The organism is Mycobacterium sp., from assembly GCF_019247615.1.
Taxonomy (GTDB): domain Bacteria; phylum Actinomycetota; class Actinomycetes; order Mycobacteriales; family Mycobacteriaceae; genus Mycobacterium.
In genome coordinates this window covers 1-21,798 of sequence record NZ_JAFBAT010000007.1, presented here as the reverse complement: position 1 = coordinate 21,798, position 21,798 = coordinate 1, and the positions used below count along the sequence as shown (strand labels likewise).

18 protein-coding genes and 1 pseudogene are annotated in these 21,798 nt (G+C 67.3%); 8 read left to right on the top strand and 11 right to left on the bottom strand.

Annotated elements, in window-relative coordinates; genetic code table 11:
- The first annotated feature begins 258 nt into the window (after positions 1-258).
- Positions 259-1,143, top strand: a complete 885-nt coding sequence (locus JO059_RS00425; protein WP_293313730.1) for a ribokinase — start codon at positions 259-261, stop codon at positions 1,141-1,143.
- A 55-nt stretch (positions 1,144-1,198) separates the two neighbouring features.
- Positions 1,199-1,816 carry an isoprenylcysteine carboxylmethyltransferase family protein gene (locus tag JO059_RS00420; protein WP_293313727.1) on the top strand — a complete coding sequence of 206 codons (618 nt, stop codon included), beginning with the start codon at positions 1,199-1,201 and terminating at the stop codon, positions 1,814-1,816.
- Between the two features lie 18 nt (positions 1,817-1,834).
- Here JO059_RS00420 and JO059_RS00415 read toward each other — a convergent pair whose 3' ends face one another.
- Positions 1,835-3,889 carry an NAD(+) synthase gene (locus tag JO059_RS00415; RefSeq protein WP_293313724.1) on the bottom strand — a complete coding sequence of 685 codons (2,055 nt, stop codon included), beginning with the start codon at positions 3,887-3,889 and terminating at the stop codon, positions 1,835-1,837.
- Positions 3,890-3,948: 59 nt separating this feature from the next.
- Between JO059_RS00415 and JO059_RS00410 the strand changes: the two genes are divergently transcribed.
- The 4 genes from JO059_RS00410 (at position 3,949) to JO059_RS00395 (ending at position 9,933) form a co-directional block, all read left to right on the top strand.
- Entirely contained in the window at positions 3,949-4,491 is a 543-nt protein-coding gene (locus JO059_RS00410; protein ID WP_293313721.1) for an isochorismatase family cysteine hydrolase, read from the top strand.
- 119 nt (positions 4,492-4,610) lie between these two features.
- A complete protein-coding gene (locus JO059_RS00405; protein WP_293313718.1) occupies positions 4,611-8,777 on the top strand; it encodes a SpoIIE family protein phosphatase in 4,167 nt (1,388 codons plus the stop codon).
- Positions 8,774-9,085 carry an STAS domain-containing protein gene (locus tag JO059_RS00400; protein ID WP_293313715.1) on the top strand — a complete coding sequence of 104 codons (312 nt, stop codon included), beginning with the start codon at positions 8,774-8,776 and terminating at the stop codon, positions 9,083-9,085. Before JO059_RS00405 ends, JO059_RS00400 begins: the two co-directional genes overlap by 4 nt.
- Complete coding sequence (locus tag JO059_RS00395; protein ID WP_293313712.1) at positions 9,082-9,933, top strand: NAD-dependent protein deacetylase; 852 nt, start codon at positions 9,082-9,084, stop codon at positions 9,931-9,933. The genes JO059_RS00400 and JO059_RS00395 overlap by 4 nt, the downstream gene beginning before the upstream one ends.
- On the opposite strand, the gene JO059_RS00390 is transcribed toward JO059_RS00395, so the two are convergent.
- Positions 9,930-11,189 (bottom strand): cytochrome P450, encoded by a 1,260-nt coding sequence (locus JO059_RS00390; protein ID WP_293313805.1) that lies wholly within the window; start codon positions 11,187-11,189, stop codon positions 9,930-9,932. The genes JO059_RS00395 and JO059_RS00390 overlap by 4 nt on opposite strands.
- Before the next feature lie 94 nt (positions 11,190-11,283).
- Between JO059_RS00390 and JO059_RS00385 the strand changes: the two genes are divergently transcribed.
- Together JO059_RS00385 and JO059_RS00380 are read left to right on the top strand one after the other, a co-directional pair.
- Entirely contained in the window at positions 11,284-11,934 is a 651-nt protein-coding gene (locus tag JO059_RS00385; protein WP_293313709.1) for a TetR/AcrR family transcriptional regulator, read from the top strand.
- 179 nt (positions 11,935-12,113) lie between these two features.
- The gene (locus JO059_RS00380) at positions 12,114-12,533 is read left to right on the top strand and encodes a DUF5313 domain-containing protein (protein WP_293313706.1); all 420 of its coding nucleotides are present in this window, start codon (positions 12,114-12,116) and stop codon (positions 12,531-12,533) included.
- Here the strand turns inward: JO059_RS00380 and proB are convergent, their stop codons facing one another.
- The 9 genes and pseudogenes from proB to JO059_RS00335 all read right to left on the bottom strand — a co-directional run.
- Complete coding sequence (gene proB / locus JO059_RS00375) at positions 12,534-13,637, bottom strand: glutamate 5-kinase (RefSeq protein ID WP_293313703.1); 1,104 nt, start codon at positions 13,635-13,637, stop codon at positions 12,534-12,536.
- The gene (gene obgE, locus JO059_RS00370) at positions 13,634-15,076 is read right to left on the bottom strand and encodes a GTPase ObgE (RefSeq protein ID WP_293313700.1); all 1,443 of its coding nucleotides are present in this window, start codon (positions 15,074-15,076) and stop codon (positions 13,634-13,636) included. Before obgE ends, proB begins: the two co-directional genes overlap by 4 nt.
- Before the next feature lie 42 nt (positions 15,077-15,118).
- Positions 15,119-15,385 (bottom strand): 50S ribosomal protein L27, encoded by a 267-nt coding sequence (gene rpmA, locus JO059_RS00365; protein WP_293313697.1) that lies wholly within the window; start codon positions 15,383-15,385, stop codon positions 15,119-15,121.
- 16 nt (positions 15,386-15,401) lie between these two features.
- Positions 15,402-15,713 carry a 50S ribosomal protein L21 gene (gene rplU, locus JO059_RS00360; RefSeq protein ID WP_293313694.1) on the bottom strand — a complete coding sequence of 104 codons (312 nt, stop codon included), beginning with the start codon at positions 15,711-15,713 and terminating at the stop codon, positions 15,402-15,404.
- 242 nt (positions 15,714-15,955) lie between these two features.
- Positions 15,956-18,787 carry an Rne/Rng family ribonuclease gene (locus JO059_RS00355; protein WP_293313691.1) on the bottom strand — a complete coding sequence of 944 codons (2,832 nt, stop codon included), beginning with the start codon at positions 18,785-18,787 and terminating at the stop codon, positions 15,956-15,958.
- 340 nt (positions 18,788-19,127) lie between these two features.
- Positions 19,128-19,538, bottom strand: a complete 411-nt coding sequence (ndk, locus tag JO059_RS00350) for a nucleoside-diphosphate kinase (protein WP_293313688.1) — start codon at positions 19,536-19,538, stop codon at positions 19,128-19,130.
- Between the two features lie 42 nt (positions 19,539-19,580).
- Positions 19,581-19,949: a DUF4233 domain-containing protein gene (locus JO059_RS00345; protein ID WP_293313685.1), complete on the bottom strand. Its 369-nt coding sequence runs from the start codon at positions 19,947-19,949 to the stop codon at positions 19,581-19,583.
- Entirely contained in the window at positions 19,946-21,415 is a 1,470-nt protein-coding gene (locus JO059_RS00340) for a folylpolyglutamate synthase/dihydrofolate synthase family protein (RefSeq protein WP_293313682.1), read from the bottom strand. Before JO059_RS00340 ends, JO059_RS00345 begins: the two co-directional genes overlap by 4 nt.
- A pseudogene (locus tag JO059_RS00335) lies at positions 21,412-21,798 on the bottom strand (valine--tRNA ligase); the annotation flags it as partial. The pseudogene JO059_RS00335 and the gene JO059_RS00340, both read right to left, overlap by 4 nt.

Below are 21,798 nucleotides of genomic sequence, written 5' to 3'. Positions count from 1 at the left end.
CGCGGCGGGAGCGGCGGTCGGTTCAGGGGCCGGTTCAGAAGCCGGGTTAGAAGCCGGTTTGGCGTCCTTCAAGTCGCTGATGTCAATCGCCTTTCCCTCCCTTGCCGGGATTGCCCACCGATCACGCAGCAGACTAACTCGCAAACACCAAGTTATTGGCCATTGCCGCAAAAGCGTGACTGCACCGGTACGAGCATTCTTTGTTTGGTGTCGCCGAATGGCGGCTTTCGGGTCATTCCGTCGACTACCGTCGGCGGAATGGCGACGCGCGTCTGCGTGGTGGGCAGCGTGAACATGGATACGACGTTCGCAGTCCGCGCCCTTCCGCGGCCGGGCGAGACGGTGCTGGCGTCGTCGCTGACCCACGGGCCCGGAGGCAAAGGTGGCAATCAGGCCGTGGCGGCGGCACGGGCGGGCGCGCGGGTGCAGTTCGTCGGGGCGGTCGGCGACGATGCTGCCGGCGAGCGGCTGCGGGCTCATCTGGGCGCGAATGGCGTTGGCCTGGACGGGACCGTCGTACTGAGCGGAGCGAGCGGCGCGGCGATGGTGGTGGTCGATGCCCGGGGCGAGAACATCATCGTGGTGGCGCCGGGCGCCAATGAGCGGTTGGGAGTCGACTCGGCGCATGCTCGCGAGGCCATCGGCGCCTGCGAAGTGCTGTTGACCCAACTGGAGATCCCGGTGACCACGGCGGTGGCGGCGGCGCGCGTGGCGCGTTCGGCGGGTGCGGTCGTCGTCGTCAATGCCTCACCGGCCGGGCAGGATCCGCGCTCCCTGGCCGAACTGGCGACCGCCGCGGACGTGGTGATCGCCAACGAAGCCGAAGCCGGCGAGTGGCCGTGGCGGCCAAGCCACTTCGTCGTCACCCTCGGCGCGCGGGGGGCCCGCTACATCGGCCTCGATGGCGAGCTTACGGTACCCGCCCCGGCGGTCGAACCGGTGGACACCACCGGCGCCGGCGACGTGTTCGCCGGAGTGCTGGCCGCGAGCTGGCCGGCCAACCCGGGTACGCCGGTGGGAAGGCGGGCGGCGTTGCATCGTGCCTGTGCCGCGGGTGCGCTGGCGACCTCGGTACCTGGTGCCGGTGACTGCGCGCCGAGCGCCCAAGCGATCGACGCGACACTGCGGGACGGCTTTTCATGACCGCGAGGCTTGATGTACTGTCGCTGGCCATGACGGCGGTCATGGGAGCTCGCTGATGCCTGCGACAGCCGCCGCCGACATTGCACTGGTGCTCTTCTCGATATTCGGTGTGCTCGGATTCGGTTGGCGCAGTTGGCTGCAGTACCGCCGCACGGGATCTACCGGCTTCCGCGGCGTCAGCGCCGGGGGCCTGTTGGAACGCCTCGCCGGCATCGGCTTCGTCGTCGCCCTGATCGTGGCGGTGAGCGCGCCCATCCTGCAGGAGATCAAGATCATCCAACCCGTCGGGATGCTGGATGAAGTCTGGGTTCAGTATGTCGGCATCGTCATCGCCACGGTCGGCATCGCCGCGACGATGTACGCGCAACTCGAGATGGGTGATTCCTGGCGGATCGGGGTGGACCAGAAGGAAACGACCACGCTGGTGCACACCGGCGTGTTCGGCATCATCCGCAATCCGATTTACAGCGCCATGTTCACGTTCGGCATCGGTATTGTGCTGGTGACGCCGAATCCTGTTGCCTGCGCGGGACTTATCCTGCTCGTCGCCACCGTCGAGCTCCAGGTCCGCCTCGTCGAGGAGCCGTACCTGCTGCGGACGCACGGCGATGCCTATCGCGCTTACGCCGCCCGAGTGGGCCGGTTCCTGCCCAGCGTGGGGCTGATGCGCTAGCACTCACCTTGGCGGGAGCTATTCCTCCGGCACCTGGCGGTCGATCTCGTCGAGCCAGGCACGAGCGGACATGTCCGACGGGGCGCGCCAATCGCCGCGCGGGGACAGCGCGCCGCCGTGTGACACCTTGGGGCCGTTGGGCAAGGCGGAGCGTTTGAACTGGCTGAACGAGTAGAACCGCTGCACGAACACTCCCAGCCAATGGCGAATCTCTTTGAGCGAGTAGGACGGTCGCTTGCCCTGCGGATAACCGGGTGGCCAGTTGCCCCGCTCGGGGTCGCTCCACGCGTGCCAGGCCAAAAAAGCGATCTTCGACGGCCGGAACCCGAAACGCAGCACGTGAAACAGCGAGAAGTCTTGCAGCGCATACGGACCCACCTTGTCCTCGCTGCTCTGCAGCTCCTCCTCCTCGCCGCTCGGAACGAGTTCCGGGGAAATCTCGGTGTCGAGCACCGACTGCAGCACGTCGGTCACCTCGGACTCGAACTGGCCCGATGCGATCACCCAGCGGATCAGGTGCTGGATGAGTGTCTTGGGGATACCGCCATTGACGTTGTAGTGCGACATCTGATCGCCCACACCGTATGTCGACCAGCCCAATCCGATCTCGGAGAGGTCGCCGGTGCCGAGGACGATGCCGCCGCGCTGGTTGGCCAGCCGGAAGAGGTAGTCCGTGCGCAGGCCGGCCTGGACGTTCTCGAACGTGACGTCGTAAACCTTTTCGCCCCGCGCGAACGGATGGTCGATCTCTTTGAACATCAGCTTCGCGGTTTCGGTGATGTCGATTTCGGAGAAGGTGACTCCGAGCGCGCGGGACAGCGCGATGGCGTTGCGCTTGGTGCGGTCGCCGGTGGCGAAGCCGGGCAGTGTGAACGCCAGAATGTCGCTGCGTGGACGTTGTTCCCGGTCCATCGCCCGTGCGGCGACGATCAGCGCGTGCGTCGAGTCCAAGCCTCCGGATATCCCAATGACGATCTTCGGGTAGTTCAATGCGCGCAGCCGCTGCTCGAGCCCGGAGACCTGGATGTTGTACGCCTCGTAGCAATCCTGTTCCAGGCGTTCCGGGTCCGCCGGCACGAACGGGAAGCGCTCGACCTCGCGACGCAGGCCCAGGTCGCCGCCCGGCGGGTCAAGCCGGAACTCGATGCGCCGAAACGATTCCGCCGACAAGCGATGATGGCGCCGGTTGTCGTCGAACGTTCCCATCCGCAGCCGTTCGGCGCGCAACAACTCGATGTCGACGTCCGCGACGCTGCGTCGCTCCCCTTTGGGGAAGCGTTCCGACGTGGCGAGCAGGACGCCGTTCTCCCAGACCATGGTCTGCCCGTCCCACGCCAGATCCGTGGTCGATTCCCCTTCCCCCGCCGCGGCGTAGACGTATGCGGCCAGGCACCGCGCCGATGCCGACCGGGCCAGCAGGCAACGATCCTCGGCGCGGCCGATCGTGATCGGGCTGCCCGACAGGTTGGCCAGCACCGTCGCGCCCGCCAGGGCCGCCTGCGCGCTGGGCGGGATGGGTACGAACATGTCCTCGCAGATCTCCACATGCAGCACGAAACCCGGCAGGTCCGATGCCGCGAACAACAGATCGGGCCCGAACGGTGCCTCGACCGATCCGATGCGGATGACGCCGCGTTCGTCGTCGCCGGGCGCGACCTGGCGGTGCTCGTAGAACTCGCGATAGGTGGGCAGGTAGGACTTCGGTGCCACCCCGAGCACCGCGCCGCGGTGGATGACCACCGCGGTGTTGTAGATCCGATGCCGGTGGCGCAGGGGTGCGCCGACGACCAAAACCGGCAACAGGTTGCTCGAAGCGGCGACGATGTCCGCGATCGCGTTTTCCACCTGGTCGAGCAAGACATCCTGCAAAAGAATGTCCTCGATGGAATACCCGGACAGCGTCAGCTCGGGAAACACGGCGACCCCGACGCCGTCGTCACTGCACTCGCGGGCCAGTCCCAGCACCGACTCGGCGTTGGCCGCCGGATCGCCGATCGTGGTGTGGTGGGTGCACGCCGCTACGCGGACAAAACCCTGCTCGTAGGCGTTATAAAAGTCCTCGCGAAATAACATGGCTCTTCCATTGTCGCCCGACTGTTGTCAACTCGTGCCCGCCGGGTATCCCCGTCGGCATGAGCCATACCGCCGTCGTCGTCGTCGACATGATGAACACCTATCAGCATGACGACGCTGAAGATCTGATACCCAATGTCGAGAAGGTCATCGACCCGCTCGCCGACCTGGTCCGACGGGCGAGGGAGGACGACGGCGTCGACCTGGTCTACGTCAACGACAACTACGGCGACTTCAGCGCCGAGTTCTCCGACGTCGTCCGGGCCGCCCTCGATGGCGCACGCCCCGACCTGATCAAGCCGATCGCGCCGGCCGGCGCCACCCGACTGATGACCAAGGTGCGCCACAGTGCGTTCTACTCGACGGCGCTGGCGTACCTGCTCGGCCGGCTGGAAACCAAGCGGCTGATCCTGACGGGCCAGGTCACCGAGCAGTGCATCCTGTACACCGCGCTCGACGCCTACGTGCGCCACTTGCCCGTCGTCATCCCGACCGACGCCGTCGCCCACATCGACGCGGACCTGGGCAAGGCCGCGCTGAAGATGATGGAGACGAACATGTCCGCGGAGCTCACCACCGCTGCGGACTGCTTGAATTCTTAGCGGACCTCGATCGGCGTTAACCTTCCCGCGTGGCCTGGTAACCGGGGATAATCCCGTGAGGACAGTCGTCCGTGCGGTGCCGCGCCGGACGAGCATCCCCCGCGGACAGGAGGGCCGGGATGACCGCCGCTTCTCACCGCGACGTGGCCGCCGAGGCCGCGATTTCACCCTTCGTCGGCGACAGCGAAATGGCCGCCCGCATGAGGGCTTTCGACTGGTCGAAGTCACTGATCGGGCCGGTGGCCGATTGGCCGCAAAGCCTGCGAACGGCGGTCGGCATCTGTTTGAGTTCCCGCTATCCCATGGTGATCTGGTGGGGCGCGGAGCTGGTGCTGCTCTACAACGACGCCTGGGTACCGATCCTGGGACCGGAAAAGCACCCGGCCCTCGGCCGCGCCGGCGCCGAGGTCTGGCCGGAAATGTGGCACATCATCGGCAAGCAACTCAACAGCGTTCTGCAGACCGGCGCGGCCACCTTCTCTGACGATCAGTTGCTGCCGGCCAACCGGTTCGGGTACCTCGAAGAGGCATATTTCACATACTCCTACAGCGCGATCCGGGACGAGGCCGGCGCCGTCGGCGGGGTGTTCACCGCCGTCACCGAGACCACTCAACGAGTATTGAGCGAGCGCCGTTTGCGAGCACTGCGCGCGCTCGGCGAGAGGACGGCGAACGCCGCGACGCAAAACGGAGCCACGATGGAAACCGTCTGCGACGCCGCGCTGCAATCTCTCGCCCACAACCGAACTGATTTGCCGTTCGCAGCGGTCTTCGCCGTGGATCCCGCCCAAGATGGCGCCAAGCTGATTTGCTCGATGGGTCTCTCCGACCCGTCGGTGCTGCGTCCGCCGCAGGACGAGCTCCTCAAGGCGGTGCGCACCAATAACCCCGTGCCGCTCCTCGACGTGCCGAGGCCATGGGCGCAGGCCGCGTTGGGCGGCGCCAACCCGGTCGGTGATCAGCCACCCGAGAAAGCCGCGGCCATGCCCATCCAGTTGGGCGACGACGGCAGCGCGGCCGCCGTGTTGCTCGGGGGGGTGACGCCCTACCGCAGCCTCGACGATGAGTTTCTCGGTTTCCTCGGGCTGGTGGCGGCGCAGATCAGCCGGGCGGTCAGCGACGCGCTCGCGTATCAGGCTCAGCGCCGGCGGGCCGAGGCCCTGGCCGCCCTCGACAAGGCCAAGAGCGAATTCTTTGCCAATGTCAGCCACGAGTTCCGGACACCGTTGACGCTGATCGCGGGGCCTGCGCAGGACAGCTTGCTCGACGCTCAGGAACCGCTGGGACCGGCCCAGCGTGAACGTGTGGAGGTGATCCGGCGCAATGCCGGACGGTTGCGCCGCCTCGTCGACGACCTGCTGGACTTCGCCACCATCGAGGCGGGTAAGAGGCTGCCCGAGAGGCAGTTCGTCGACCTTGCCGTCGCCACGCGTGAGCTGGTTGCCTCGTTCGCTCCTGCCTTCTCTCACGCGGGACTCGAGCTGCGCTGCGAAATCCAGGAATTGCGGCGACCGGTATCGGTAGACGTGGGCATGTGGGAGAAGATCGTCCTCAATCTGCTCTCTAATGCCGTGAAATACACGCTGGCCGGCAACGTCGAGGTGCGCCTGGAGCAGGACGGCGACGCCGTCCGGCTGACGGTTGCCGACACCGGGATCGGCATCCCCAGCGACGAATTGCCCAAAGTCTTCGAGCGATTTCACCGTGTCCGCGGCCGCGAAGGACGCAGCCACGAGGGCGCCGGCATAGGTCTGGCGCTCGTCGCCGAGCTGGTGCACTTGCACGACGGTGAAATAGCGGTGCAGTCGTGGGAGGGCGAAGGCAGCACCTTCACCATCGAATTGCCCTGTCCGGCGCCGAGTGCTACGGCCACGGCGGAAACGGTTCCAAGCCGGCCGGACGTCAGCCGGGCATATCTGGACGAGGCATTGCAATGGTCCGCAACCCGGCACCACCTTCGCGCTGCACCGGCATCGTCGCCGGACGCCGCCTGCGTGCTGGTGGTGGAGGACAACGCCGACATGCGCGCCTTCATCAGCGACGTCCTCGCACCGTACTGGCGGGTCGTGGAAGCGGCCGATGGCCTTGCCGGACTGGCACTCGCCCGTGAGCACCTCCCGGAGCTTGTCCTGACGGACGTCATGATGCCGCAGATGGACGGCTTCCAATTGCTCTCGGCATTGCGCTCCGATCCGCGCACGGCGGCGACGCCCGTGCTGTTCCTCTCCGCTCGGGCCGGCGAGGAAGCCGCGGTGGGCGGACTCGACGCGGGGGCCGACGACTACCTTGCCAAACCGTTTTCTACCGTCGAGCTGCTGGCGCGGGTGCGCTCCAACCTGGAAATGGCGCGGTACCGCAACCGCGAAGCACAATTCCGCAAGGCACTCATCGATTCCATGCAAGAGGGCTGCTTTGTCACCGACGAGGACGGCACCGTCGTCGAGGCAAATCGTGCCTTCTTTCAGATGACCGGCTGGGACGCGGCGGGCCTCCCGTATCGGTGGCCGCAACCATGGATACCGGCCAAAGAATCCGAACCGGATGCTTGGGCGATTTGCGAGAACGCCTACGCGCGTTCCTTGAGTGACGATGGTGGTCGGTTCACCCTGCCACTGCGCCACCGCGACGGCCATCGATTGTGGGTCGCGTGCTCGGCGGGGATAGTGACTGACCCGCACAACGATCGGCAGCTGTTCGTCGGGACCGCTGTCGATGTGACCGCAGAGCGGCTCGCGAGTCAACGCGATGAATATCTATCGCAATTCGCGGTCGCGCTCGCCGGTAACCGCACCACCAACGGCCTGCTCGGCGTGGCGACCAAGTACCTGGCGAAGGTGTTCGGCGCCCGTCGGGTCGTCGTCGCGCAATGGGACGACCCGGCGGCGAAACCCGATATGCTCGCGTGGCCACCTGACCATATCGATCAACAGGGCCAGAGCGATCAAGAATCAGTGGTCGAGGCGCTGCAAACGGCGCGCAACTGTCCGGCCGCATCCGTGATGACGTTCGTGGGTGACGACGGTACGGCGACGCTGGCTGCGCCGCTCGACGGTGCGGCGACGTCGGCCATTGCCATCCAACGCACGTCGAGCCGACCGGCGCCGCGGGAGGATCGTGAACTGTTCGGTCAGCTGACCAGCCACCTCGCCCAGGCATTGCTCGCCGCCCGCGAGTACGAGAGAACCAGAACCGTCGCGCTGACCTTGCAGCATGCCATTCTCGGGCCCACCAGGTTGCCGCACGGATTCGCGGTGCGTTACAAGCCCGCGGAAGAACCATTGCAAGTGGGTGGCGACTGGTACGACGTCTTCAGGCTGCGCGATCAGCGCGTCGGAGTCGTGGTTGGGGACTGCGTCGGCCGGGGACTCTCCGCCGCGGCGGTGATGGGTCAGCTTCGTTCGGCCGTTCGTGCCCTGCTACTCGCCACGTCAAGTCCCGTCGCGGTGCTCGACTGCCTCGACCAGTTCGCATGGGCCATCCCCGACGCGAAATTCGCCACGGTGATCTGCGCTGTGATTGATCCGGCCACATCGGTGATCACCTATGCCAGCGCGGGCCATCCGCCGCCCGTCGTGGTCAGCGCGGACGGTGAGACGCAATTGCTCGACCGGGGACAATCGCTGCCCGTTGCGGCCACGTCGAGCAACGTCCCGCGGATCCAAGCCAACGCAACGGTGCCACCCTGCGCGACATTGCTGCTCTACACCGATGGGCTGATCGAGCGGCGAGGGGAATCCATCGACTGGGGCGTGCAGCGCGCGAGGTTGACGCTTAGCGACCACCGGCACCTGCATCCTGAGGTGCTGGGCGATCGCCTCATGCATGACCTGGCGCCGCCGGGAGGCTACGACGACGACGTCGCCGTACTGCTCTACCGACAGCCACCGCGACCACTGCGACTGCAGCTTCCTGCGATCGCCGACAACCTCCGTATCATCCGTGAACATCTCCGCCAATGGCTGCCGGCGGCCGCCATCGACGCCGCCACGCTCAACGATCTCCTGCTCGCCGTCGGCGAGGCGGCAGCCAACTCCGTCGAGCACGCGGGTCACGAAACGATTGACCACGACACGATTGACGGGGTGCAACTCACCGTGACCGCAGAGATCACCGATGCTTCGTTGGTGGCGACCGTTTCTGACAACGGCCGCTGGCGACCGCCGCCCGAGGCGCCCGGGAACCGGGGACACGGGTTCCTCCTCATGAAGGCGCTGGTTGACCGCTTCAACGTCACCTGCAGCGCGGCGGGAACCACGGTGGTACTGGAGAAGGATCTTTGTCCATGATCGAGCCGCCACTCACTGTGAGCGTGGACGTCGTGAACCAGCCACCCGTCGTCACCGCCGCGGGCGATATTGACCTGGCCAACGTCGAGGAGTTCAAAGATTCGTTGACGCGCGCCGCTAGGGACACGGCAGCCATCGCCGTGGACATCTCCCGAATCCGCTACTGCGACAGCGCGACCATCGGGGCGTTATTCGAGTTGGCCGCCACCACCGCCGTCACGCTCATCGTTTCTCACACGGGCCCGATCAGAACCTCACTCAGGATTTCGGGCTTGGACCGGATCGTCGCGGTGAGGGTGGCGGAATGACGTGTCCACAGGCGCCGGAACTGGTCGCGCAGCTGGCCGGTCGACGAGTCGCGGTGCTGACGGGTGCGGGGATCTCGACCGACTCCGGCATTCCCGACTACCGCGGACCCGATTCGCCGCCGAGCAATCCCATGACCATCGACCAGTTCAGGTCCGATGCCGTGTTCCGGCAACGGTATTGGGCGCGCAATCATGTCGGGTGGCAGCGTATGCACGACACCGCGCCCAACGCCGGCCACCGGGCGCTGGCCGCGCTGGAAGACGCCGGCGTGGTGAGCGGCGTGATCACCCAGAACGTCGACCTGCTGCACACCAAGGCCGGTAGCCGGAACGTGGTGAATCTGCACGGCACCTATGCGCGGGTGATCTGCCTGGGCTGCCGCGACGGCATGAGCCGAGCCGCGCTCGCCGAACGGCTGGAGGCGCTCAACCCCGGATTCATCGAGCGAGCCGAAGCCGTCGGGGGCCTGGCGGTTGCCCCCGACGCGGACGCCGTCGTCAGCGATACCGCATCGTTCCGCTATGTGGACTGTCCCCGCTGCGGCGGCATGCTCAAGCCGGATATCGTCTACTTCGGCGAAAGCGTGCCCAAAAACATTGTCGCGAAGGCATATTCACTCGTCGACCAAGCCGAGGCGATGTTGGTTGCGGGATCGTCGCTGACCGTGTTTTCCGGCTACCGATTCGTGCGCCATGCCGCCGCGCTGGGTATCCCGATCGCCATCGTCAACCGCGGCCGCACCCGCGGCGACGACCTGGCCACCGTGAAGGTCGACGGCGGATGCTCGGAATTGCTGACGCTGCTCGCCTCCGAACTGGTGCGGGCGTTGGTCGCGATACCGCGTTAGAACGAGCAGGGCATGCTGCGGATGGCGTGAATGAAGTTGCCCGGCACGTAGGACGCATCGCCCGCCTGGATATCCGGTAACTGGACGAGCAGCTCGCGGAAGACGGCCCGCAGCTGCGCCCGTGCCAGATGGGCACCCAGGCAGAAGTGCACGCCGCCGCCGCCGAAGCCGACGTGCGGGTTGGGGTTGCGGCTCAGGTCGAACCGCTGCGGATGATCGAAAACCTCGGTGTCCCAGTTGCCGGACGGATAGAACATAACCACCTTCTCCCCCGCCGAGATCGGTTGTCCGCCCAGCTCGACATCGGTTGCGGCCGTACGGCGGAAAGTCATGACCGGGGTTGCCCAGCGGATGAATTCCTCGACCGCCGTGCCGATGCGATTGTCGAAATCGTCGCGAAGCCATGACCGCTGATCGGGAAAGTCGGTGAGCGCCTTCATCGCGTGGCTGGTGGTCTGACGGGTGGTGTCGTTGGCGGCCACGGCGAGTAATACGAAAAATGCGGCCACGTCAGCGTCGGCCAGCCGGTCGCCGTCCACCTCGGCGTTCACCAGGCTGCTGAACAGGTCGTCGCCGGGATGCTCGCGGCGCTCGGCGGCCAGCGCGCCGGCGACCTGGTGGAGGTACACCTGGTTCTCAACCAAGACCTCGAGCGGGTTGCGCCCGTCGAGATAAACCGGATCGGCCCACGACACCAGCGCATCGGCGGCGTGCGCCACGTGCTCGCGCTCGGACTCCGGAATCCCCACCATGTCGGACAGCGTGCGGATGGGCAATTGCTTGGCGCAGTGGTCGACGAAGTCCGCACCACTGCCGACGGCGGCGAGCCCTTCGACGATCCTCTTGGCGTTCAGATTGATCGAGTCCTCGATGCGGCGAACCTGCCTCGGGGTCAATGCGGCGCTGACGAGCTTCCGCAGCTTGGTGTGCCGGGGTGGGTCCATCGCCAGGAAGGATTGGGAGGCCTCAAGCAGTTCCTCGGGAACGTTCTCGAAGATCACCCCCTTGCCGGACAGGAACACGTCGTTGTTGCGGCTCACCGTGATGATGTCCGAACGTCGGGTGACCGCCCAATAGCCGTGGTCGTCGGGATCATGCATCAGCGTTTCCTCGACCGGCGCGTGCCAGCTCACGGGACGCTCGGCCCGGAGGACGGCGAAGGACCGTTCCCGCTCCGCCGCCGTCGTGGACCAGAACGCGCGCGAGGACAGATCGATCGCGTCGTAACCTCGGCTCGAGCCCGCCGTGTCTGTCATCGCCGTCATGATCGCTCCTTCGTTGCTTATGGCGGACGATATGCCTAGACAGATTGTCTAGTCAATATGTTGATCGCGCGGCTATGCTGGGCGAGTGCCGTCGGTCACCCGTAAGCCAGGGGGCAATCGTGAGCCGGGACGCCAGCAGCGCCGAGAGCAGCTCGAGCGCCGGCTGCTCGACGCCACCGAGCGGCTGATGCGCGACGGTGCCAGCTTCACCGAGCTGAGTGTGGACCGGCTATCGAGCGAGGCCGGCATTTCGCGCGCCAGCTTTTACATCTATTTCGAGGACAAAGGCCACCTGCTCCGCCGACTGGCCGACCAGGTATTCGCCGACCTCGCCGACAGCGCCGGTCAATGGTGGAGCGTGGCATGGCGCCATGACCCCGACGATGTCCGCGCGGCAATGGCCGGCATCATCGGCACCTACCGGCGACACCAACCCGTGCTCGTCGCCCTGAACGAGATGGCCGCCTACGACCCCGCGGTGGGGGCGACCTACCGGGACCTGCTGACCGCTATCACCGCCCGGCTGACCCGCGTCATCGGAGACGGTCAGGCCGATGGCCATATCCGTCCTGAGCTGCCCCCAGTCACCACGGCCAGTGCACTGACCTGGATGGTCGAGCGCACCTGCCAGCAAAACCTGCCCACCGCGCCGGCCTCCTATGACGCCGAGCTGGCCGCAACGCTTGCCGAAATCATTTGGAACACGCTCTATCTCGAGCCGATACCGGCGTGCTGATCGCCGCTTGCCGACCACCTCGGCGGTCGATCCGTCGCGGTTACGAGGCGAAGGCCACGTGGGTGTCGCCGGTGAGTGCCGACAGCGTTGGCTGCGGTCAGCCGGCGGGGGTGGATCAGGCGAAACTGCCCTGCCGCCGAAGCACCGTTATCCTGAAACCGTCAGCCACAGGAGCAACCATGACCGGCAGGACACCCAACCGCTGGCAGCGCATCGGCTACTCGTACGGCCGGTCCCTGCCCAACTCGATGCGCGCCTGGGTCGCCGAAGACCTGGCGGGCCAAGGAGCCGTGCGCCGGAACATGATCCGGTGGGCGATACCACCGCTGTTCGTGCTCGCACCATTTTGGTTGCTGCCCGCTTCGCTGTATGTGCACGCCGAGATGACGGTGCCGCTCTACATCTGGGCGCTGCTGATCTCGCTTGCCTTGAACAAGGTGTGGCGTCGGCACCGGCTGGCGCAGCATGGCCTCGATCCGAACCTGGTCGATGTCATCAAGCGGCAAAAGCAAGCGTGGATGCACGAGGACTACGTCCGCCGCTACGGGCCACGCCCCGAATCGGCGGCGTGGCAGGACAACAGCAACCCCTTCAGCTGACTACACCGCAACCAGGTCGTCGGCGTGCACCGCAGGCCGGCGCAGCTCACCGGGCAGCTCTGAGGTCGACCGGCCCATCATGGTGGCGAGTTCGGTCGCGTCGTAGGCGACCACACCGCGGGCCACCATGGCCGCGTCCGGTCCGCGCAGCTCGACGACGTCGCCGGCGTAGAAGCGGCCCGCGACCGCGGTGATACCCGCTGCCAGCAGCGAGCGGCGTTGCCGCACCACCGCGCGCACCGCGCCCTCGTCGAGCGTCAACGAACCGGCCGCCTCGGCGGCATAACGCACCCAGAACCGGCGGGCCGACATCCGAGCCGGCCGGGCGGCGAACACCGTTCCGGTCGAGGCGTCGCTGAGCGCCGCCGCGGCATCCGCCGCGGCGGCCAACAACACCGGCACGCCCGCGTCGGCGGCCAGCAGCGCCGAGGACATTTTCGACGCCATCCCGCCGGTCCCCAGGTCACTGCCGGGGCCGGCGACCACCCCGCGCAGGTCCTCCCGGCCAGACACCTCCGGGATAAACCGCGCCCCCTTGGTTTTTCGTGGATCGGACTCGTACAGCCCGTCGATGTCGGACAGCAGCACCAGGGCCTCCGCGCCCACCAGGTGGGCCACCAGCGCGGAGAGCCGATCGTTGTCGCCGAACCGGATTTCGTTGGTGGCCACCGTGTCGTTCTCGTTGACAATCGCTACCGCGCGCAGCGCGCGCAGCCGGTCAAGGGTGCGTTGGGCGTTGGTATGGGAGACCCGCAGCGAGATGTCATGGGCGGTCAGCAGTACCTGCCCGACCGTGCGACCGTAGCGGGCGAACGCCGCACTCCACGCATTCACCAGGGCAACCTGCCCCACGCTGGCCGCGGCCTGTTTGGTCGCCAAATCCTTTGGGCGACGCGACAACCCGAGCGGCTCGAGGCCGGCGGCGATGGCACCCGAAGACACGACGACAACGTCGGTGCCCGCCTTCATGCGCGCCTCGATGGTGTCGGCCAGTTCGGCGAGCCGAGCCGCGTCGAACTCGCCGGACGGCGTGGTCAGCGCGTTGGTGCCAACCTTGACCACGAGGCTGCGCGCGGTTCGGACGGCTTCGCGGTGGGCGCTCATTCTTCGTCACCGTGTTGGCGGCGCTGACGCCTGGCGGCCTTGCGCTCGGCGGCCCCGATTCGTTCGCTGCGTTCCAGACGCGCGTCGGTGCCGCGGCCGGACAACGCAACGTGTTCTCCCGCAGGCGTTTGCGGCTCCCAATCGAAGGTCATTTCCCCGATGGTCACGGCGCAGCCCGGTTTCGCGCCGAGCTTCAGCAGTTCCTCCTCGACACCGAGTCGCGCCAAGCGGTCGGCAAGGTAACCCACCGCTTCGTCGTTGTCGAAATTGGTCTGGCCGACCCAGCGCTCGGGCCGGGCGCCGGTGACGACAAAGCCGCCGTGTCCGTCCGGCTCGACGGTGAAGCCGCTGTCGTCGACCGGAACAGGGCGAAGCACCGGCCGCCGGGGCACCACCTGCGGCCGTGCCGCGTTGTAGTCGCAGATCAGCTGCCAGAGGCCAAAGATCAACGGCTGCAATCCTTCCCGGGTGACGGTCGACACGAGGAACACCGGCCAGCCACGCTGCGCGATGTCGTCACGGACGAATTCGGCGAGTTCGCGGGCCTCCGGCACGTCGATCTTGTTGAGCACCACGGCCCGTGGCCGCTCAGCAAGGTCGCCAAGGGCCGCATCGCCTTGCAGGGTGGGCTGGTACGCGGCGAGTTCGGCCTCCAGCGCGTCGATGTCCGAAATCGGGTCGCGCCCCGGTTCCGCTGTGGCACAGTCGACGACGTGCGCCAGTACGGCGCAGCGCTCTATATGCCGGAGGAAATCCAAGCCCAGCCCGCGGCCCGCTGAGGCTCCCGGGATCAGGCCGGGCACATCGGCGACGGTGAACGTGTGCTCACCCGCCGATACCACACCGAGATTGGGAACCAGTGTGGTGAACGGATAGTCGGCGATCTTGGGTTTGGCGGCCGAAATGGCAGACACCAGTGACGATTTCCCGGCCGACGGGAAGCCGATCAGGCCGACGTCGGCGACGGTCTTGAGTTCCAGCGTCAGGTCGCGGGATTGGCCCCGCTCGCCGAGCAACGCAAAGCCGGGAGCCTTGCGGGCACGCGATGCCAGTGCGGCGTTGCCCAGGCCGCCGCGACCGCCGGCGGCGGCTTCGAAACGCGTTCCCGTGCCGACCAGATCGGCCAGCAGGCGCCCGTTTTCGTCCAGTACGACGGTGCCGTCGGGCACCTTGACTTCCAGATCTGCGCCCGCGGCGCCGTCGCGGTTGTTGCCCATGCCCTGTTTGCCCGACGGCGCGGTGATGTTCGGGTGGAAGTGCAAGTCGAGGAGGGTGTGGACCTGCGGGTCGACCACCAGGACGACGCTCCCGCCGCGGCCGCCGTTGCCACCGTCCGGGCCGCCAAGCGGCTTGAATTTCTCGCGGTGGACCGACGCGCAGCCGTTACCGCCCGAGCCCGCCCGAGCATGGATGACGACGCGATCGACAAACCGAGGCATCGAGGGTCCTCCCGCGACGATGCGGCCCGCGCATCGGCGAGCTCAGTCGGCGGACTGACCGGCCGCGACGATGCTCACGGTTTTGCGTCCCCGCTTGACGCCGAACTCGACGGCTCCGGCTTCCTTGGCGAACAAGGTGTCGTCGCCGCCGCGCCCAACGCCGGCGCCGGGATGGAACTTTGTGCCGCGCTGGCGGATCAGGATTTCGCCGGCCTTGACGACCTGGCCACCGAACCGCTTCACGCCCAGCCGCTGCGCGGCGGAGTCGCGACCGTTGCGCGAGCTGGAAGCGCCCTTCTTGTGTGCCATGTGTGGTGGTCCTCCGTTACGTGATCCCGGTGACCTTCAGGACCGTCAGCTGCTGACGGTGGCCCTGACGCTTGTGGTAGCCGGTCTTGTTCTTGAACTTGTGGATACGGATTTTGGGGCCTTTGGTGTGCTCGAGGACCTCACCGGTCACCGCAACACTGGCCAGCGCGGCCGCATCGGTGGTGACGGTGGCACCGTCGACGACCAGGGCGACCGGCAACGACACGCTCGTCCCCGGCTCGGATTCGAGCTTCTCGACCTTGACCACGTCTCCGACGGCGACCTTGTACTGCTTGCCGCCAGTCTCGACGATTGCGTAGGTCGCCATCGTTGCTCCTGCTCTTTCTTCTCGTTCTGCCGGCCGGTGCGGCGCCTCGCGCGCGTACCACCGGCTTCTGCGTGGTGGGTCTGGGTGCGGGTCCGCCCCGGGCGAAACCTGAGCCCTGCAGCCCCGCTCATCGCCGACCGAGAGCCAGCCTGACGACAACTGTCCAAGGGTACGTGACCAGCGGCTAAAGGGTCAAACCGCGCGGGAGACTGCCCGGGAGACTGCCAGCGTGCCGTAGAAAGTCAGTCCGTGTGGATAGGGGGACCAGCCGGCCTGCCGGCCGCGCGCCGGCGGCGCGGACGCGCGAACGGTGAGCTGCCGTCGACCGCAATCGCGACATCGTCGCCGGTCTCGGCCGCCGAGTCGTCGGGCTCCGGGTCGGAATCCTCGACATCCAGATCGTCATCGTCGAGATCGAGATCATCGTCGTCCTCGAGGTCTTCATCGTCGAGGTCGTCGTCATCGTCGAGCTCTTCCTCATCGTCTTCGGTGTCGTCTTCGGTGTCCTCGTCGGCTTCGTCTTCGGTGTCGTCTTCGGTGTCCTCGAAGTCCTCCTGCTCGTCGACCGCAGGTGCAACGGCCGCCTGTTCCTGAGACTCGACCAAGGTCTCGTCCAAGGTCGGGGCGGATTCTTCATCGGACTCATCCGATTGCGTGTCGGCGCCGCCTTGCGCGCCGGCCGCCCCGGCGGAGCCCGCCGCCCCTGCGGCCATGGCCTTGAACATCGGGTGCTCGCCGGGGGCATGCGCAGGCACCTTGGCCACAATGCCCTTGTCGCCGGACTCGTCGGACCCCTTCTTCTTCGATCGCCTGCCTCGGCGACCACCGGAGTCGGACTTGCGTCCGTTCGCCGGAGCCGAGTCGACGGGATCGGCGTGCAGCAGGATGCCGCGGCCCCCGCAGTTGGGACACGATGTCGAGAACGCCTCGATCAACCCGGTCCCCAACCGCTTGCGGGTCAGCTGGACCAAGCCCAGGGACGTCACCTCGGACACCTGATGGCGCGTGCGGTCGCGGGCCAACGCCTCGGTCAGCCGACGCAACACCAAATCGCGGTTGGACTCCAGCACCATGTCGATGAAGTCGATCACCACGATCCCGCCGACGTCGCGCAGCCGCAGCTGGCGCACAATCTCCTCGGCCGCCTCGAGGTTGTTCTTGGTGACCGTCTGCTCCAGGTTTCCCCCGGAACCGGTGAACTTGCCGGTGTTGACGTCGACGACCGTCATCGCCTCGGTCCGGTCGATCACCAGCGTGCCGCCCGACGGCAACCACACCTTGCGCTCCATCGCCTTGGCGAGCTGCTCGTCGATGCGGTGCACCGCAAATACATCCGGGCCGGCAGCCCCATCCGGGCCCCCGGCCGGCTCGTATTTGCTGAGCTTCGAAACTAGTTCGGGGGCAACGGAATTGACGTACTCGTTGATGGTGTTCCAGGCGTCGTCGCCGGACACGATGAGGCCCGCGAAGTCCTCGTTGAACAGGTCGCGAATGACCTTGACCAACACGTCCGGCTCTTCGTAGAGCGCCACCGCGGCGCCGGCTGCCTTCTCCTTGGTCTCGGTTGCCTTGGCCTCGATTTGCTGCCAGCGCTCCTGCAGGCGCGTGACGTCCTTGCGGATGTCGTCCTCTTTGACGCCCTCGGACGCTGTGCGGATGATCACGCCGGCATCGGACGGCACAACCTCGCGCAGGATCTCCTTGAGCCGCTGACGTTCGGTGTCGGGCAACTTGCGGCTGATCCCCGTCGAGGACGCGCCGGGCACATACACCAGGTAGCGACCCGCCAGGGACACCTGCGTGGTCAGCCGCGCGCCCTTGTGCCCGACCGGATCCTTGCTGACCTGGACCACCACGTAGTCGCCGGGTTTGAGGGCCTGCTCAATCTTGCGGTCGGAGCCGCCCAGGCCGGCAGCTTCCCAATTGACCTCTCCGGCGTACAGCACGCCGTTGCGGCCCCGTCCGATGTCGACGAACGCTGCCTCCATCGAGGGCAACACGTTCTGGACGATGCCGAGGTAGATGTTGCCCACCAGGGAGGCGGACGACGCCGAGGTCACGAAATGCTCGACGACGATGCCGTCTTCCAGCACCGCGATCTGCGTGTACCGCGCGCCGGGGTGCGGGGGCTCTTCGCGGACCCGGTCGCGCACCACCATCACCCGTTCGACGGCCTCGCGGCGCGCCAAGAACTCGGCCTCGGTCAGCACAGGTGGACGGCGCCGGCCGGCGTCGCGCCCATCGCGGCGGCGTTGCCGCTTGGCCTCCAGCCGGGTGGAGCCGTCGATGCCCTTGATCTCGGTGTTCGCGGCATTACCGGCATCGTCGGCGCCGCCGTCCTTACCACTGCGGGGTGCCCGCTCGTGCACGACCGTGTTCGGCGGATCGTCGGGCGCCGGACCGTCTTCGTTGTCCTCGGCCGCGCCGGACTTCCGCCGCCGGCGCCTGCGGCGACGCCGACTGGCCGCGTCTGCCGAACCGTTCTCGTCGTCACCGCCCTCGGAGTCGTCGGACTCGTCGGAGTCGTGGCCGTCCAAGTCCTCGGCATCGGCGTCGCCGTCGTCACCGGCCCCTTGCCCGTCGGATCCGGCTTGGTCCCCACGGCCGCGGCCGCGGCCCCGACGGCCACGACGGCGTCGTTTGCCGGCCGGCCGATCGGCATGCTCGTCTCCGTCGGTGTCCGATTCGTCAAGCTCGGCGGCCGAATCATCCGAATCGGTGTCGTCCTCAACGGTCTCGACGGGCTGCGGCGCGACGAACAGCGGCATGTAATGCGGCCGCTCGCTCGAGGTCGGCAGCATCAGCGGTTGCTGGGCGGCGGGCGCGCTGCTGAAGCCGGGGATGTTCGGCAGGGGTTTGGCGAAGAGCAGGTCACGTACCCGCAGCGCATCCTCGCGGTCTACCCCGGAATGCACACTGCGGGCCTGCCCGTCCAGTGCCATGAGCGCCTCGACCACCTCTTTGTTGGTGGTGCCCAGCGCTCGCGCCAGCTGATGGACCCTCAACCGGTCAGGGAGGTCCTCGTCCCGGTTCGGCCCCTGTGCTGATTCTGTGGGCGGTGCACCGTCTACCACGTATTCTCCTTTAGCCCTCGGGCGCGTCGTCTCGACGCGGCCACGCGAGGGCTTCGTATGGACCCGGGTCACTTCTCCCGAGCGTTGTGATGGTCTCGCCCCGAGCGGCTCGGTCCGAACTAGCTCGGTGCCATGCTGAATGACGGCCTGACATGCGGCGCAACACCGCGGAATGGCGATGGTCGCGCTTGCCTAAGTCTTCATTCGGGTGTCTGACGCCGGTCCGGCGACGTTCACCCGCTGTCAGTATCCCACATCGATCGGCGAGCTCACCCGCCCCCGACCAAGGCGCTTGAGCAAACCCCCTCAGGTCCCCCCTACGGCGGCTATGCCGGCTGTGCTAAGCGCCGGGAAACCACAGCGCGATCTCGCGCTTCGCGGAGTCGGCCGAATCCGACCCATGCACCAGGTTGAACTGCGTCTCCAGGCCGAAATCGCCCCGAATCGTGCCCGGCGCGGCCTTCTCCACCGGGTCGGTGCCGCCGGCGACCTGCCGAAATGCCGCCACCGCGCGCGGGCCCTCGACGATCGCCGCGACGACCGGCCCGGAGGTGATGAATTCCAGCAATGAGCCGAAAAATGGCTTGCCCTCGTGTTCGGCGTAATGCTGGCGGCCCAGCTGCTCGCTGACCTGGCGGAACTCCAGCGCAGCGATGGTGAGGCCTTTTCGTTCGACGCGGGCAATGATTTCGCCGATCAGGTGCCGCTCGACGGCGTCCGGCTTGATCAGTACCAGGGTCCGTTCGGTCACGGCGCACAGCGTACAGAACGATTCGCCGCTCGGCCCGGTGGTCTACTGCTGACGGCGCCGGACCTCGGAGCGGAAATAGGCGAGCAGGGCCCACAGCCCGGTAAACAGCACGCCGAGGAAACCCACACCGGGATAGACCGCGAAACCGGCGAGAAGCGCCACTTGGACAACCAGATTCACCCAGATCGCCCAGGATCGGCGTTGCAGCCCGGTAAGCAGGACCAGCACCAGCGCGAGGCCGATCAGGTAGGCCAGCGATGGGCCGGTCAGGCCGCCACCGACCGCGCCGACGACCGGTATCGCCAGCAGCACCACGATCGCCTCGAGGATCAGCGTCGCGGCCATCACCGCGCTGAAGCTCCGCCAGGGGTCGCCCGCCGACGCCGGCGATTTGGGACTCCGGTCCGTCATTCCGGATCACGACCGAACAGGGTGCGCGCGGCCCCGGCGGTGACCACCGAGCCGGTGATGACGATCCCCATACCGGAGAGGGACTCGCCCTGCGCCTCCCCGCGGGTGGCGGCCTCGTCGACCAGCGCGGTGGCGACGTCGATGGCGTCGCGCAGGTTTTCCGCGGTGGTCACCCGATCGGGTCCGAAGCGCTCACGCGCCGCCAGCGCCAGCGACTCCACGTCGAGCGCCCGCGGCGAGCCATTGTGAGTCACGACGACGGCATCGAACACCGGCTCCAGCGCGGCAAGGATGCCGTCCACGTCCTTGTCGGCCAGCACACTGAGAATGCCGACCAGATGTCGGAAGTCGAACTCGGCGGCCAGCGCCTGCGCCAGGGCGGCGGCGCCGGCCGGATTGTGGGCGGCATCGATGAACACCGTTGGTGAGCTGCGCATGCGCTCCAGCCGGCCGGGGCTGGTGACGGCGGCGAAACCGGCCCGGACCGCCTCGACGTCAAGCTGGCGCCGGGCTCCGGCGCCGAAAAAGGCCTCCACGGCGGCCAGCGCCACCACCGCGTTGTGCGCCTGGTGCTCGCCGTGCAGCGGCAAGTAAACGTCGGAGTACACCCCGCCCAGACCTTGCAGCTGCAGCATTTGTCCGCCGATCGCGACCTGACGGCCCAGGACTGCGAACTCCGAACCCTCGCGCGCGACCGCGGCATCGGCGCGCACGGCTTGGGCCAACAGCACTTCCATCGCCTCCGGCACCTGACGCGCGATGACCGCAACGGTCTCCGGTGCACCCCCGGCCGCCTTGCGGATGATGCCGGCCTTCTCTGTGGCGATTCCGGCGATGTCGTCGCCGAGGTAGTCGAGGTGATCGAGGGCGATCGGCGTGATGACCGCCACCGGCGCGTCGATCACGTTGGTGGCATCCCAGCGACCACCCATCCCGACCTCGACGACCGCGACGTCGACGGGCGCGTCGGCGAACGCGGCGAACGCCATCGCGGTGAGCACCTCGAACTTGCTCATTCGCGGGCCCTGCTCCCCGAAAGCGCCGGACTCCGACTGCTCGTCGATCAGTTGCACGTACGGCTCGATCTCCCGGTACGTCGCCACATACCGCGCGGGACTGATCGGTCGACCGTCGACCGCGATCCGTTCGACCGCCGACTGCAGGTGCGGACTGGTGGTTCTGCCGGTCCGCCGGTGCAGCGCGGTCACCAGCGCGTCGACCATCCGGGCCACCGACGTCTTCCCATTGGTGCCCGCGACGTGGATCGACGGATATGCGAGTTGCGGTGAACCCAGCAGGTCCAGCAGGGCGCTGATCCGGGTGAGGCTGGGATCGATGCGGGTCTCCGGCCAGCGCTGGTCCAATAGGTGCTCGACTTGCAGCAGCGACGCGATCTCATCCGGCGTGGGCGGCGGGGCGGTTTCGGGGCCGGTCGCCGGTCCCCACTCGTGCGGCTCCGAACTCATTGCAGGCCGGCCAGTCTCGCACTGATCCGGTCGTGTTCCTCCTGGGCGACGCGCCGACGCTCACGGATCTTGCCGACAACGTCTTGCGGGGCCTTGGCCACGAAGTCAGCGTTGTTCAGTTTGGCAGCCGTCGACGCCAACTCCTTCTGGGCCGCGGCCAGATCCTTTTCCAGGCGGCGGCGTTCCGCGGCGACGTCGATGGTGCCCGACGTGTCGAGCTCGACCACGACGGTGTGGTTCATGCCCGGGCCCAGCCGGACCTCCAGTGACACCGACGGGCGGAACTCCGAACCCGGCGCGCTGAGCCATGCCAGCGACGACACCGCGCCGACCTGGCCGCTCAGATCGGAGTCCTCGATGCCGGCCAACCGGGCCGGCACCTT